Raw genomic sequence first — 12,964 nt, forward strand, 5'->3', positions numbered from 1 at the left:
TGCCGGAATCACCGTGCGTGATCGCTCCAGTTCACCGGACTACGGTCGGTGATCTTTTCCGAAAACAAGGGAGAAATCGGTCTTGACCCGCCACACTGTTAAACAGTCCACCCGCGCCGAGAGCGGGACAAAGGGGGAGAGAAAACGTGGAAAGCACGAGCGAGCGCCTGCTGACCCCAGGAGAGGTCGCCGCCCTCTTCCGGGTCGACCCGAAGACGGTCACCCGGTGGGCCGCCGCGGGCCGGATCAGCAGCATCCGCACTCCGGGGGGCCACCGGCGCTTCCGCGAGTCGGAGGTGCACGCGCTGCTGCGCGGCGAGGAGCCCGTCGCCGAGCATTCGGCCCACTGACGCGGGCCCACCGCCCGGACCCGCGGTCCTGAACCGCCCGGACCGCCCGCCGAAGCAGTCCTTGGCCGAAGGCAGTCCTCGCCGGGCGGCCTGGGCGCCCCCCGCCCCGCCCCCGCTCACTCCTCAGCGCTCACTCTCCGGGCCGCCCGCCTTCCACTCCTCGAACCTGCGGAGCAGGTCAGCGTCCTCGTCCCGCCAGCGGCGCCGCCGTTCCGCCAGCTCCTCCTCGGTGAGCGACTCCTCCAGGAGCCGGTCGTAGTCGGGGTCGTCCGGGCCGATCTCGATGTAGGCGTCGGCGATGATCCGCCCCTCGCGCGCCTCGGGCCCGTCCTCGCCGTCGGCGAGGACGCTGTGGGGGACCCGGAGCGTGCCGTCGGGAAGCCGGATCACGTACATCGTCGATCACCTTCGCCGTCTGTCGTCGGGCGGCCTGACCATCTCGTGTCCTAGATCCCGTACTTGCGGTTGAAGAAGAGCATGACCTCTAGGGCCGTGCGGATGTTGCCGGCGAGCATATCGACCAGTGCGGGCCGCTGCCGGGAGGAGATCGCGGCGAACGCGTCGGCGAAGAACTCGCGGCGGCCGAGCGCGTTCGGCTGCTTGTGGAACGCGCTCGCCAGGTACGGCAGGCACTCCTCGTACAGCTGCCGGAAGGCGGGGCTGTCGGACGTCCACTCGCCGTCGTCGCCGTCGATGTCGTCGAGCGCGTGCCCGACCTCGTGCAGCATCACGTCCGGCGTCGGGGACGGCCGGTCCCCGACGACGATCTTGCGGTCGCCGTAGGCGCCGGCGCAGATGTCCCAGGTGGCGCGGCCCGACGGCAGCGGCCGGTCGCGCAGGTGGCCCATGTCGTCGAGCTGGGGGACGCCGCCGGGGCCGACGTAGATGCCGTCGAGGCCGTTCGCCAGCTTCTCCTTCAGCGGCTCGGGCAGCGACGCCAGGCTGTCGACCGCGCCGATCACCTCGGGGGGCGGCGGCCCGTCCCGCAGGTCCCACTGCCGGTGCAGGACGGCCTCGAGCACGCCGCAGTCGCGGCGCCCGTCGGCGGCGTGCGGCATGCCCGGCGGGTGGGGCTCCACGCGCGGCCGCTCGTCCTCCAGCTCGAAGTCGCTCCAGGAGTAGTCGCCCGACCGCGGCCTGCCGTGCCCGCGCCGCCCGAGCCGGCCGGTCATCCCGCGCAGGCCGCCCGCCGTGTCGACGGGCCCGGCCTCCGGGCGCTCCGGCCCGAGCGCGTAGTCGTCGTCGCGGCCCGCCTTGCGGAACCGGCCGAAGCGGTCGCGCGGCTGGTTGCTGCGCGGCCGCACCTGCCCCGAGTCGGGCGGGGACGGCGCGTAGGCGACCTCGTCGCCGGGCGGGTCGCCGGCCGCGTCCGCGCGGAACCGTCCGCCGCGGAACGTCTCCCGGGGCTTGCGGTGCACGCCTTTGAAGCGCATCGGGCTCCTCTGTCAGCGGGACCCGCGGGGGTATCGGGCGGCGTCCGCCGCCGGACCGGGCTCCCGAAGGAAGGGTAAGCCGGAAGCCGACTCCCCGTCATCCCAGGGAGTCACGGGACCGTGGCGGACCGCCGCCGTCAGGCGTAGGAGTGCAGGCCGGAGAACATGTAGTTCACGCCGAAGAAGTTGAAGAGGAGCGCGGCGAACGCGACCAGCGACAGGATCGCCGCCTTGCGGCCCTTCCAGCCGGCGGTGGCGCGGGCGTGCAGGTAGGCCGCGTAGATGACCCAGGTGACGAAGGACCAGATCTCCTTGGGGTCCCAACCCCAGTAGCGGCCCCACGCCTGGTCGGCCCAGATGGCGCCCATGATGATCGCGGCCGTCCAGATCGGGAAGGCGAACATCGTGACCCGCATCGAGAGCCGGTCGAGGGACTCCACCGACGGCAGGCGCGACAGCACGCCGCCGTCCGCCACCCCGCCGCGCGACTCCGCCCGCTCCTTCACCAGGTAAAGGACGGTCGCGGCGCCCGCGACGGTGAACGCGCCGGTCGCGATGATCGCCGCGGTCACGTGGATGGCGATCCAGTAGGAGTTCAGCGCCGGGCTGACCGGGCCCACCGAGTCGTACAGCCAGATGTTGGCGACGCCGAGCGCGATGACCGCGGCGGCCATGACGAACGCGCCGAGGAAGCGCGCCCGGTAGCGGAACATGACGACCATGAACGCGGTGACCGCCGCGAACGCGATGGCGGTGAGGAACTCGTACATGTTCCCCCACGGCCACCGGTTGGCGGCGAGCCCGCGGGTCACGAGGACGCCGAGGTGCGCGCCCCAGCCGAGCACGTTCAGCAGGACGGCGAGCCGGATCCAGTCGACCTGGGGGCGCTCGGCCCCGTCACCGGCGTCCGTGCCGGGGGCGGCGCCGTCCGCCGCGGCCTCGCCGGACCCGGCTCCGCCCGCGGTCTCGGCACCGGCGGTGCCCACCAGCACCTTCGCCTCGGCCTTCGCCGTGCTCTCCGCCGAGTTCTCCGCCGGGCCGGCGGCCACCGCGCGGCGGCGGCCGAAGCCCATGTCGGCGGCGTAGGCGACCAGCGCGATGATGTACATCACCACGGTGGTCAGCATGAGCTTGTCGCTCAGGTTCGCGAGGTCGGCGTGGCTCACCTCGTCACTCCTTCGGTTCGGTCGCCGCACCCGAGGGGCCGTCGGCGGCGGGGTCGGTCTCGCCGGGCTCGGAAGCGGGCCCGTCCTGCGGACCGCGCAGCGCGGTCACGATGTCGTCGAACTCCGAGGTCGGGTTCCCCAGCGTGAGACCGCCGACCTCCACAACCGTACGCCCGCCCTCTCCGGCGCTCGCACGGACCCACACCCTGCGGCGGCGGACCATGAACGAGGTCGCCACGCCGAGCACGGCGAGGACCGCGGCGATCAGCGCGGGGATGCGGCCGGGGTCGCGGTTGACCGACAGGCTCGTCCACTCCTTGAGCCCGTCGAAGGTGACCGTGCCCGCGTCGCCGGGGAGCTTGAAGGTCTCCCCCGGCTCCAGCAGCTTCTGGCCGCCCTTGATCGGCTGGAGCGTCTTGCCGACGCCCTCCAGCTTGTAGACCGACTGGGGGCTGCCGGAGTCCAGGCCGAGGTCGCCCTTGAACGCGGTGATGGTGACGACCGGCCGGATCGGCGCGGGGAACGCCGAGACGATCTGCTTGCCGTCCTCGCTCGCCACGGCGGTCGGCCACAGGATGGCGTAGAAGGCGAGCTGGTCGGGCTCGGCGTCGGGGACCTTGATGACGCCCTCGGAGGTGAGGTTCCGCGGCTCCATCTCCAGGAACGGGACCGAGTCCTGGAAGGCGACGTTGCCCTTGGCGTCCCGGACGGTGAACACCGGCGCGTACCCGTGGCCGAGCAGGTACACCTTCGCGCCGCCGACCTTGAGCGGATGGTTGATCTGCAGGTCGTAGGGCTTGTTCCGGGCGTCCGGGCTCGACCGGTAGTGGATCTTCGCGTTGAACGCGGTGGCCTGGCCCCGCTTGTCGCCCTTGGTCTCGTACTCGGCCTTGAAGTCGTCCAGCGTGAGCGTGAACGGGGCCAGCTCGCCGCCGGTGAACGCGCGTCCCGGCTGGAACTGGTCGTAGAGGCCGAGCGAGTTCGCGAACGTCTTGCCCTCGGTCAGCAGGACGTTGCCCCGGTAGCCGAACAGGTTGCCGAGTCCGAGCGCGAACAGCAGCGCCAGCAGCGCGAGGTGGAAGAGCAGGTTGCCCGTCTCGCCCAGGTAGCCCTTCTCGGCGGACGCGGCGCCGCCGGAGACGTCCACCCGGAAATGGCGCTCGCGCAGCGCCGTGCGCGCCTCGGCGAGCACCTCCTCGGGGGAGGCGTCGGTCTCGTACGCCGCCGACTGCGGCAGCTTCGCGAGGTTGCGGGGCGCCGCGGGCGGGCGCGCCCGCATCGACCTGTAGTGCTTGACGGCGCGCGGGATCACGCAGCCGGCGAGCGAGACGAACAGCAGGATGTAGATGGCCGCGAACCAGGGCGCCGCGAACACGTCGAACATCGAGAACTTGTCGAGCCAGGGCCCGAGCGTCTCGTGCTTGTCCAGGTAGGCGGCGACCTTCTCGGGCGCCTGGCCGCGCTGCGGCAGGATCGAGCCGGGCACCGCGCCGAGCGCCACCAGGAACAGCAGGATCAGGGCGGTCCGCATGGTGGTGAGCTGCCGCCAGCCCCACCGCAGCCATCCGAGCGGCCCGATGCCGGAGGGGCGCGGCACCTCCTCCGGCGCCTGCCGCGCGGCGGGCGCCTCGGTGCCGGTCTCCTCGGCCCTGTCCTCGGCCTGGTCCGTGCCGGCGTGGTCGGTGTCGGTGTCGACGTGGTCCGTGTCAGTCATCTCAAATCACCGGTTCGAAGCCGCTGATCCACGACCTCAGCTCGATGGTCAGGTCACCCCACAGGCCGCTCACGAGCAGCACCCCGATGAGGACGAGCATCCCCCCGCCGATCCGCATGACCAGGGGGTAGTGGCGCTTCACGGCGCCGAACGCGCCGAGTGCCCTACGGTAGGCGATCGCGGTGGCCACGAACGGCAGGCCCAGGCCCGCGCAGTACGCCAGCGACAGCAGCGCGCCGCGCCAGGCGCTGGCCTCGGTGATCGCGAGGCCCTGCACCGCGCCGAGCGTCGGGCCGATGCACGGCGTCCAGCCCAATCCGAACAGGACGCCGAGGAGCGGCGCCCCGGCGAGCCCGGCAGCCGGGAGGCGCCCCGACTTCACCGTCCGCTGCAGGCCGGGGACGAAGCCCATGAACGCGAGCCCGAACACGATCGTGATGATGCCGAGGACGCGGGTGATCGTGTCCTGGTACTCCAGCAGCCACCGGCCGAGCCCGCCGAAGACCGCCCCGTAGCTGACGAAGACCGCGCTGAAGCCCGCGACGAACAGCAGGACCCCGGCGAGGAGCCGCCCGCGCCGCTGCTCGGCGAGGTCGACGCCGCTCATCCCCGTCACGTACGACAGGTAGCCCGGGACCAGTGGCAGGACGCATGGCGAGGCGAACGAGACGAGCCCGGCGAGGGCCGCCAGCGGCGCCGCCGCCACCAACGACCCGCTCACGACCGTCTCGTCCAGGGAGCTCACTTCTCCGCGAGGACCTTGCCGACCAGGGGGTTCAGCTTGGTGTAGGTCGTCGCGCCGATGATGCGGGCGGCGACGCGGCCCTGCCGGTCCAGCACGAGCGTGCTCGGGATCGCGCTCGGCGGGACGTCCCGGAACGCCAGCGTCACGCGGCCGTCGGCGTCGAAGAGGCTGGGGTAGGTGACCTTGAACTTGCGCTCGAACGCCTGCGCGTTGGGCTTGGCGTCCTTGAAGTTGACGCCGAGGAACTCCACGCCCTGCGCCTTCTTCTCGTCGTAGACCTGCTGGAGGGACGGTGCCTCGCCGCGGCAGGGCGCGCACCAGGACGCCCAGAAGTTGACGACGACGACCTTGCCCTTGAGGTCGGCGAGCTTGAAGGCCTTGCCGTCGAGCTGCTCGCCGCCGACGGCGGGGAGGCCCTTGCGGTCGGCCGCCTTGTACTCGGTCACGTTGCCGTCGCCGGAGATGAAGCGGTTGTCGCCGCCGTCCGGCCCTCCGTCGGCGGCGCCGGTGCCGGCGCAGCCGGCGAGCAGCGCGCAGAGCGCGACGGCGGCCCCCGCGCGGAAGGGGGCGCGGGAAGGCGAGATGCGGCGGGGGTTCACGTGCCCCTCCTCGGTCCTACAGGGCTTCGGTACAAGGCGTTCGGTGCAGTCGTTCAGCGCGAGACGCCCGGTTCGGGACGTCCCGCGAAGACGCGCGGCACGGGATATTGAGTACTACAAGATGTAGTACACAACTTAGCGGTGCGGTCAGGCACCCGCGACACTGGGGCCCTTCGCGATCCCGGCGGCGGGCTCGCGGTAGGCGACCTCCACCAGCCGGCTGCCCTCGAAGGTCAGGCTGGTGAGGCTGGCGAGCGAGCACTCCCGCCGCGCCGGGTGGTGCCAGAGCTTGCGGCGCTCGGCGTGCAGCCGCAGGATCCAGATCGGCAGCTGGTGGCTGACGCAGACGGCCTCGTGGCCGCGCGCCGCCTCCCGGGCCCTGATGACGGCGGCGCGCATCCGGGCGGCGAGCATCTTGTACGGCTCGCCCCAGGACGGCCGGAACGGGTTGACGAGGTGGCGCCAGTGCTCGGGGCGGCGCAGCGAGCCGGTCCCGATCCCGAAGGTGAGCCCCTCGAAGTGGTTGCCGGCCTCGATCAGGCGGTCGTCCACCGTGACGGGCAGGCCGAACGCGTCGGCCAGCGGCGCGGCCGTCTCCAGCGCCCGCTGCATCGGCGAGGAGAACAGCGCGGTGACGTCCCGGTCGCCGAGCCACCGGGCGGCGGCCTTCGCCATGAGGACGCCGTCCTCGCTCAGGCGGTAGCCGGGCAGGCGCCCGTAGAGGATTCCCTCGGGGTTGTGCACCTCGCCGTGCCGCAGGAGGTGAACGATCGTGGTCTCAGTCATGGCCTCGCCAGATTACCCGCGCTCGAATCACCCGCGTTCACCGCCCGCCCCGCCCCCCTGTCCCGGCGGGTGAGACGGGGCGGTCGGGCGGGTCAGATGCGGGTGGAGGCGACGAAGTCGGAGATGGCCTTGGCGGCGCGGTCGAGGTCGGCCTTCGGGACCTTGGCGTCCTCCAGCCGCTGGGTGAACCAGTAGAGGAGCGCGGCGTCGCAGATGGCGGACTGGGCGGCCGGGGCCGTGCAGGTGATCGGCCAGGCGACGCCGCGCGGTGTCAGGACGGCCAGTTCGGCCTTCACGGCGGGCGACGGCGGGAGGTTGTCGGTGCCGGGGCCGCGGGTGAGCACCGCCTGGTAGCCGGGCACGCCCGTCGCCAGGGCCTGTCGCGTCGACAGGATGGACGAGCATTCGTTGCCCTGCGCGCGTTCGCGCTGCGCCTGGGCGGAGTCAGGGAAGTACGTGCACATCTGGATGCGGATGCCGCCGACCGAGCCCTGCCAGTTCTGCTCGACCAGGGCCGTCCCGAAGTCCCCGACCGAGGCGGCGCCCGCGTTCGCGCCGACCGACGCCTCGCACTCCGCGCCCGCCGGGCCGATCAGCAGCCCCTGCCCGGAGCGGTAGACGGCGGCGTTCTTCGGCATCTTGACCTGCGCGGGGAGCGTCACCTTCGCGGGCCCGTCGGACGGTGTGATCACCGCACCCGGCGCCCGCGTGACGCAGGGCCTCACGTCCGCGACGGTGGCCGCGACCCTGGCGGTCGCCGAGGGGCGCGGGGCGGGGTCCTGCTTCGTCACCTGCTGGACGGCGACGGCGCCCGCCCCGACGACCACGACCGTACCGACCGCGGCGGCGGTGAGGCCCGCGCCGCTGCCGAGGAACGCCTTGACGGCCGAGCCCGCGGCGACCTTCCCGGCGACCGACGCCGTCCCGGCACCGGACACTCCAGAGGCTCCGGCGGCAGCGCCCGTCCCCGCGGCGGCGGCGCCGGCGGCGGACGCCGCGCCCGGCATCAGCCAAGCGGCGAGCGGGAACAGCGCGGCGAGCGCGACGGCGCCCGCGGACAGGGCGTGCACGCCCCGGGCCTCCCAGTCCCGGCCGTAGGCGGCCTGGGCGGTGCGCTCCAGGTCGTCCACGAACGCGGCGGCCCCGGCCGGACGCTCCTCCGGCGCCTTGGCCATGCCCTTCAGGACGAGCGGCCGCAGCGCCTCGGGCACGGCGTCGACGGGGATCTCTCCGGTCAGGTGGGCCCGCATCAGCTCGGCACGGGCACCCGTGTAGGGCCGCCGCCCGGTCACGCACTCCACGAAAACGCAGGTCGCGGCGTACACGTCGGTCCTGGGCGTGGCGACGTGCCTGCTCCACTGCTCCGGCGCCATGTAGTACGGGGTCCCGGCGCCGCCCGCCTCCTCCCCGGCGGGGGTGGCGATGCCGAAGTCGACGAGGCGGCTCCGCCCGTCCGCCGGGACGACGACGTTGGCGGGCTTGTAGTCGCGGTGGACGACGCCGACCGCGTGTGCGGCCGCCAGCCCCAGCAGCGAGCCCTTGAGGACGGCCAGCGCCGCCTCCGGGCCGAGCGCGCCGTACCGCGCCAGCACCTCCTTGAGGGAGACGCCGTCGACGGCCTCCATCACGATCGCGGCGGTGCCCGGCCCCTCGACGAGCCGGAAGAGCCGCGCCACGTGCGGGCTGTTCGCGCGGCCGAGCATGAGCGCCTCATGGCGGAGCCGCTCCCGGTCGGCCTCGTCCGCCCGCACCGCCAGGTACTTGATCGCCACCGGGGTGCCGGACGCGTCGTCCCGGGCGAGCACGACCCGCCCCTGGGCGCCCGCGCCCAGCTCGCGCACCTCGGTGTACCCGCCGACCCGCCACTCACCGGCCCACCGCTCACCGGCCTGCTCCGCGCCGTCCCGCCACTCGCCTTCCATGATCGCGAGAACCTACCGAACAAGTTCGCGCGCGACGACCCGGGGCGGGTGCCAGGCAGGTCAGGCCGGGGCGGGGACGTCGGTGGGGGCGTCGGCCGCGACGGCCGTGCGCAGGGCGGTGACGGCGGCGCGGATCGCGGGACGGCGGGCGGCCTCCTCGCGCCAGACGGCGTAGACGCGGCGCGACAGCGGGGCCGACAGCGGGACGATCGCGACGCCGGGCGGGACGTCGCAGCGGCCGAGGCGGGGCAGGATGACGTTGCCGAGCCCGGCGGCGACCAGGGAGAGCTGGGTGGCGAACTCGTAGGCCATGTGGTCGATCTTGGGTTCGCTGTCGATGGCGCGCAGCGTGCGCAGCAGCCAGTCGCAGCAGATGCTGTCGGGCGAGGAGCTGATCCAGGTGTCCCCGGCGAGCTCCTTGAGGTCGACCGTGTCGCGGCCGGCGAGGTCGTGGTCCGCGGGCAGCGCCACGTCGGCGACGTCCTCGCAGATGACGCCCTTGTGCAGGCCCTCGGGCAGCGGGAGCGGCTCGTTGTTCCAGTCCTGGACGACCGCCATGTCGAAGTCGCCGCGCAGGACGAGCGGCATGCTGCGCATGGGGTCCTCCTCGCGGAGCAGGACGCGCAGCTCGGGGTGGTCGGCGCGCAGGGCGCTCAGGGCGGCGGGCATCAGCCCGCGGATCGCGGTGGGGAACGCGGCGACGGTGAGCTGGCCGACGACGGAGCCGCGGTGCGCCTCCAGGTCGGCCTGCGCCTGCTCGACGAGCGACAGGATCCGCTCGGCGTGCGCTACGAGGAGTTCGGCGGCGTCGGTGAGGCGGACGCCGCGGCCGTTGCGTTCGAGGAGCTTCTGGCCTGTCTCGCGCTCCAGCTTGGCGAGCTGCTGGGACACCGCGGACGTGGTGACGTGGAGGACGTCCGCGGCGGCGCTGACCGACCCGTAGGTCGCGACCGAGTGCAGAGCGCGCAGCCGTTCCAGATCAAGCATGAAGCAATACTAAAACGAGGTGTCAAGAAGTTCTCGCTTGTCCTAAAGCGAGTGTTTCCTCACGATCGAGGCATGAAATCGCGCCACGTCCTGCTGGCCACTTTGATCGCCGCCCTCTGGGGTTTCAACTTCGTGCCCATCAAAGTCGCGCTGGAGGACTTTCCGCCGCTGCTGATGGCCGCGCTGCGGTTCACGGCCGCGGCGGTGCCCGCGGTCTTCCTCGTCCGCCGCCCGCCGGTCGCCGCCCGCTGGTTCGTCCTGGTCGGCGTCCCGCTCGGCGTGGGGCAGTTCGGCCTGCTGTTCCTCGGCATGAGCATGGGCATGCCCGCCGGCCTGGCATCGGTCGTGCTCCAGGTGCAGGCGATCTTCACCGCGCTGTTCGCGGGCCTGCTGCTGGGCGAGCGCGTCGGCGGCCGGCAGGTCGCCGGGATGGTCGTCGCGTTCAGCGGCGTCACGCTGCTCGGCGTCGCGCAGGGCGAGGGCGGGAGCCCGGTGGGGGCGTTCCTGGTCTGCCTCGCCGGCGCGGCCGCCTGGGGGCTGGCGAACGTCGCGATGCGGGGGATGAACCAGTCCACCGAGGAGCCGGTCGACGCGTTCGCGTTCATGGTGTGGATGTCGCTGGTGCCGCCCCTCCCCCTGCTCGCCCTGTCGCTGGTCTTCGAGGGGCCGGGGGCCGTGCCGGAGGCGGCGCGGAACCTCTCGCTCACCGGGGTGGCCTCGATCGCGTTCATCGCCTACGTCGCCACGCTGTTCTGCTTCGGCGGATGGGCGTGGCTGATCCGCCGGTACGAGGTCGGCACCGTCGCCATGTACTCGCTGCTCGTCCCGCCGTTCGGGCTCGTCTCGGCGGCCCTGCTGCTGGACGAGCACGTGGACGGGACGCGGCTCGCCGGCGCCGCACTGATCATCACGGGGGTCGCGGTCGGCAGCATCCGGCTCCGCGGCCGCGGCCTGCCCGTCCCGCCAGCGCCCGCCGTGTCGGCCGAACCGCCCGCGCCGGTCGAAGCGGCCGCGCCGTCCGCATCCCCCGCTCCGGCCGCCCGGCCGGCCCGAACGAGGTGAGACCCATGCACGGAATCCACGCGTCGCTCGTCACGCCGTTCACCCGCTCCGGCGAGGTGGACGCCAAGTCCCTCGAACGCCTCGCCCGCCACTGCCTGGAGAACGGCGCCGCCGGCCTGGTGGCGCTGGGCACCACCGGCGAGGCCGCGCTGCTGAGCGCCGCCGAGCAGCGGACGGTGCTGGAGGTGTGCCGCGCCGTCTCGATCGAGCACGGGACGCCCCTGACGGTGGGCGCCGGGACGATGGGCACCGAGGACTCGATCCGGCAGGCCCGCGAACGCGCCCCGCTCGCCGACGCGCTGCTCGTCGTCGTCCCGTACTACCTGCGGCCGTCGGAGGAGGGGGTCATCGACCACTTCGCCGCCGTCGGCGCTGCCGTGGACGTCCCGCTGATCCCCTACAACGTGCCGTACCGGACGGCGAAGCCGCTGTCCGCCGGCGCGCTTCTGGAGATCCTCGCGCTCGACTGCGTCGTCGGCATGAAGCACTGCGCGGGCGCGATCGACCAGGACACCCTGGCCGTGCTGGCGGCCAACCCGGGCAAGGCGATCCTGTCCGGGGACGACGCCTACATCTATCCCATGCTCCAGCTCGGCGCGGCAGGCGGCGTCGCCGCCTGCGCGTGCCTCGCGCCGGCCGCCTACGCCGCCATGGCGCGGGCCACGCGGGAGGGGAACGCGGCGCGGGCGCTGACGTTCCACAACGCCCTGCTCCCGATGGCGGAGGCGCTGTTCAGCGAGCCGTCCCCGGCCGTCCTGAAGGCCTGCCTCGCCGACGAGGGGCTGATCGACGACCCCGCGGTGCGCGCACCCCTGCACGCACCGCGTCCCGAATCGGTCGTCGCCGCCCTGAGAGCGCTCCGCGCCCTGCCGTTCTAGGAAGCCGCCGTTCTAGGAAGCCGCCGCTCGGGCCGCGGCGCGGGCGGCGTGCGGGAGGGCCTCCAGGACGCGTTCCAGCGCCTCGTCGTCGTGCGCGGCCGACAGGAACCACACCTCGTACGCGGACGGGGGCAGGTACACGCCGCGCTCCAGCGCGGCGTGGAAGAAGGCGGCGTAGGCCTTGGAGTCCTGCCGCTGCGCGGCGGCGAAGTCGCCCACCGCCCCGTCCGTGAAGAAGATCGAGAAGAGGTTGCTCGCGTTCTGCAGCGTGTGCGGGACGCCCTCGCGCTCCAGCGCCTCGGACGCGGCCGTCGACACGATCCGCGCCGAGCGGTCGATCGCGGCGTACACCTCGTCCGTGGCGTGCCGCAGCGTGGCGAGCCCGGCGGCGGTGGCGAGCGGGTTCCCCGACAGGGTGCCGGCCTGGTAGACGGGCCCGGCCGGGGCGAGGTGGTCCATGACGTCGGCGCGCCCGCCGAACGCGGCGGCGGGCAGCCCGCCGCCCATCACCTTGCCGAACGTCATCAGGTCGCCGGGGACGCCCTCGACCCCGAACCACCCGGACCGCGACGCCCGGAACCCGGTGAGCACCTCGTCGAGCACCAGCAGCGCGCCGTACCGCTCGCACAGCCGCTTCAGCAGCGCGTTGAACCCGGCCAGCGGCGGGACCACGCCCATGTTGCACGGCACGGCCTCGGTGATCACGCAGGCGATGTCGTTGCCGTGGTCGTGGAAGGCCGTCTCCACGGCCGCGACGTCGTTGTAGGGCAGGATCAGCGTGTCGGCGGTGGTCGCGCCGGTCACGCCCGGCGTGTCGGGGAGCCCGAACGTGGCGACGCCGGAGCCCGCCGCGGCGAGCAGCGAGTCCACGTGCCCGTGGTAGCAGCCCGCGAACTTCATGATCTTGGTGCGGCCGGTGAACCCGCGGGCCAGCCGGATCGCCGACATCGTCGCCTCGGTCCCCGAGTTGACCAGCCGGACCTTCTCGGCCGGGGTGCGGGAGACGATCTCCTCGGCGAGCTCCACCTCGCCCTGCGTGGGCGCGCCGTAGGACGTCCCGCGCCCGGCCGCGTCCCGCACCGCCTCCACGACGGCCGGGTGCGCGTGCCCGAGGATCATCGGACCCCACGAACACACCAGATCGACATAGGTATTGCCGTCGACGTCGGTAAGGTACGGACCACGCCCGGACGCCATGAAACGGGGCGTTCCGCCAACGGCGCCGAAGGCGCGGACCGGAGAGTTGACGCCGCCGGGGACAACGGCGGCGGAACGGTCGAACAACTGCCGGGAGCGATCGAAGTCAGTCACGGTTGCAGTCT

At 73.2% G+C, this 12,964-nt stretch carries 13 protein-coding genes; 3 read left to right on the plus strand and 10 right to left on the minus strand.

Features of this window, described 5'->3' with window-relative positions; translation table 11 throughout:
* Window positions 1–146: 146 nt before the first annotated feature.
* Window positions 147–350, plus strand: coding sequence for a BldC family transcriptional regulator (locus ABWI07_RS17490; RefSeq protein ID WP_141580358.1), 204 nt, complete (start codon window positions 147–149; stop codon window positions 348–350).
* 123 nt (window positions 351–473) lie between these two features.
* On the opposite strand, the gene ABWI07_RS17495 is transcribed toward ABWI07_RS17490, so the two are convergent.
* The 9 genes from ABWI07_RS17495 to ABWI07_RS17535 all read right to left on the minus strand — a co-directional run bounded on the left by ABWI07_RS17495 (window position 474) and on the right by ABWI07_RS17535 (window position 9,702).
* Window positions 474–746, minus strand: coding sequence for a hypothetical protein (locus ABWI07_RS17495; RefSeq protein ID WP_149259710.1), 273 nt, complete (start codon window positions 744–746; stop codon window positions 474–476).
* Between the two features lie 50 nt (window positions 747–796).
* On the minus strand, window positions 797–1,783 hold the full coding sequence (locus ABWI07_RS17500) for a hypothetical protein (RefSeq protein ID WP_149259711.1): 987 nt from the start codon (window positions 1,781–1,783) through the stop codon (window positions 797–799).
* A 137-nt stretch (window positions 1,784–1,920) separates the two neighbouring features.
* Complete coding sequence (ccsB, locus tag ABWI07_RS17505) at window positions 1,921–2,949, minus strand: c-type cytochrome biogenesis protein CcsB (RefSeq protein ID WP_353819131.1); 1,029 nt, start codon at window positions 2,947–2,949, stop codon at window positions 1,921–1,923.
* 4 nt (window positions 2,950–2,953) lie between these two features.
* On the minus strand, window positions 2,954–4,663 hold the full coding sequence (gene resB / locus ABWI07_RS17510; protein WP_353819132.1) for a cytochrome c biogenesis protein ResB: 1,710 nt from the start codon (window positions 4,661–4,663) through the stop codon (window positions 2,954–2,956).
* Between the two features lies 1 nt (window position 4,664).
* Complete coding sequence (locus ABWI07_RS17515; protein WP_149259714.1) at window positions 4,665–5,408, minus strand: cytochrome c biogenesis protein CcdA; 744 nt, start codon at window positions 5,406–5,408, stop codon at window positions 4,665–4,667.
* Entirely contained in the window at window positions 5,405–6,007 is a 603-nt protein-coding gene (locus ABWI07_RS17520; protein ID WP_235036835.1) for a TlpA family protein disulfide reductase, read from the minus strand. The genes ABWI07_RS17515 and ABWI07_RS17520 overlap by 4 nt, the downstream gene beginning before the upstream one ends.
* A gap of 147 nt (window positions 6,008–6,154) precedes the next feature.
* Window positions 6,155–6,793, minus strand: a complete 639-nt coding sequence (locus ABWI07_RS17525) for a histidine phosphatase family protein (RefSeq protein WP_149259715.1) — start codon at window positions 6,791–6,793, stop codon at window positions 6,155–6,157.
* Window positions 6,794–6,885: 92 nt separating this feature from the next.
* On the minus strand, window positions 6,886–8,715 hold the full coding sequence (locus tag ABWI07_RS17530) for a serine/threonine-protein kinase (protein ID WP_200841907.1): 1,830 nt from the start codon (window positions 8,713–8,715) through the stop codon (window positions 6,886–6,888).
* A gap of 60 nt (window positions 8,716–8,775) precedes the next feature.
* Window positions 8,776–9,702: a LysR family transcriptional regulator gene (locus tag ABWI07_RS17535; protein WP_149259716.1), complete on the minus strand. Its 927-nt coding sequence runs from the start codon at window positions 9,700–9,702 to the stop codon at window positions 8,776–8,778.
* A 72-nt stretch (window positions 9,703–9,774) separates the two neighbouring features.
* Between ABWI07_RS17535 and ABWI07_RS17540 the strand changes: the two genes are divergently transcribed.
* Both ABWI07_RS17540 and ABWI07_RS17545 read left to right on the plus strand, forming a co-directional pair.
* Window positions 9,775–10,764, plus strand: a complete 990-nt coding sequence (locus ABWI07_RS17540) for an EamA family transporter (protein ID WP_353819133.1) — start codon at window positions 9,775–9,777, stop codon at window positions 10,762–10,764.
* 5 nt (window positions 10,765–10,769) lie between these two features.
* Complete coding sequence (locus ABWI07_RS17545) at window positions 10,770–11,642, plus strand: dihydrodipicolinate synthase family protein (protein ID WP_149259718.1); 873 nt, start codon at window positions 10,770–10,772, stop codon at window positions 11,640–11,642.
* Between the two features lie 12 nt (window positions 11,643–11,654).
* Here the strand turns inward: ABWI07_RS17545 and hemL are convergent, their stop codons facing one another.
* Window positions 11,655–12,953, minus strand: a complete 1,299-nt coding sequence (gene hemL / locus ABWI07_RS17550; protein ID WP_149259719.1) for a glutamate-1-semialdehyde 2,1-aminomutase — start codon at window positions 12,951–12,953, stop codon at window positions 11,655–11,657.
* Between the last annotated feature and the right edge of the window lie 11 nt (window positions 12,954–12,964).

Source organism: Actinomadura sp. NPDC000600 (assembly GCF_040492135.1).
Taxonomy (GTDB): Bacteria; Actinomycetota; Actinomycetes; order Streptosporangiales; family Streptosporangiaceae; genus Spirillospora.

Bases quoted from the DNA above. Each gene is read 5' to 3' on its own strand.
- ABWI07_RS17525 (WP_149259715.1), bottom strand. From the start codon at position 6,793: ATGACTGAGACCACGATCGTTCACCTCCTGCGGCACGGCGAGGTGCAC.
- ABWI07_RS17530 (WP_200841907.1), bottom strand. From the start codon at position 8,715: ATGGAAGGCGAGTGGCGGGACGGCGCGGAGCAGGCCGGTGAGCGGTGG.
- ABWI07_RS17500 (WP_149259711.1), bottom strand. From the start codon at position 1,783: ATGCGCTTCAAAGGCGTGCACCGCAAGCCCCGGGAGACGTTCCGCGGC.
- ABWI07_RS17545 (WP_149259718.1), top strand. From the start codon at position 10,770: ATGCACGGAATCCACGCGTCGCTCGTCACGCCGTTCACCCGCTCCGGC.
- resB (WP_353819132.1), bottom strand. From the start codon at position 4,663: ATGACTGACACGGACCACGTCGACACCGACACCGACCACGCCGGCACG.
- ABWI07_RS17535 (WP_149259716.1), bottom strand. From the start codon at position 9,702: ATGCTTGATCTGGAACGGCTGCGCGCTCTGCACTCGGTCGCGACCTAC.
- ABWI07_RS17540 (WP_353819133.1), top strand. From the start codon at position 9,775: ATGAAATCGCGCCACGTCCTGCTGGCCACTTTGATCGCCGCCCTCTGG.
- ABWI07_RS17495 (WP_149259710.1), bottom strand. From the start codon at position 746: ATGTACGTGATCCGGCTTCCCGACGGCACGCTCCGGGTCCCCCACAGC.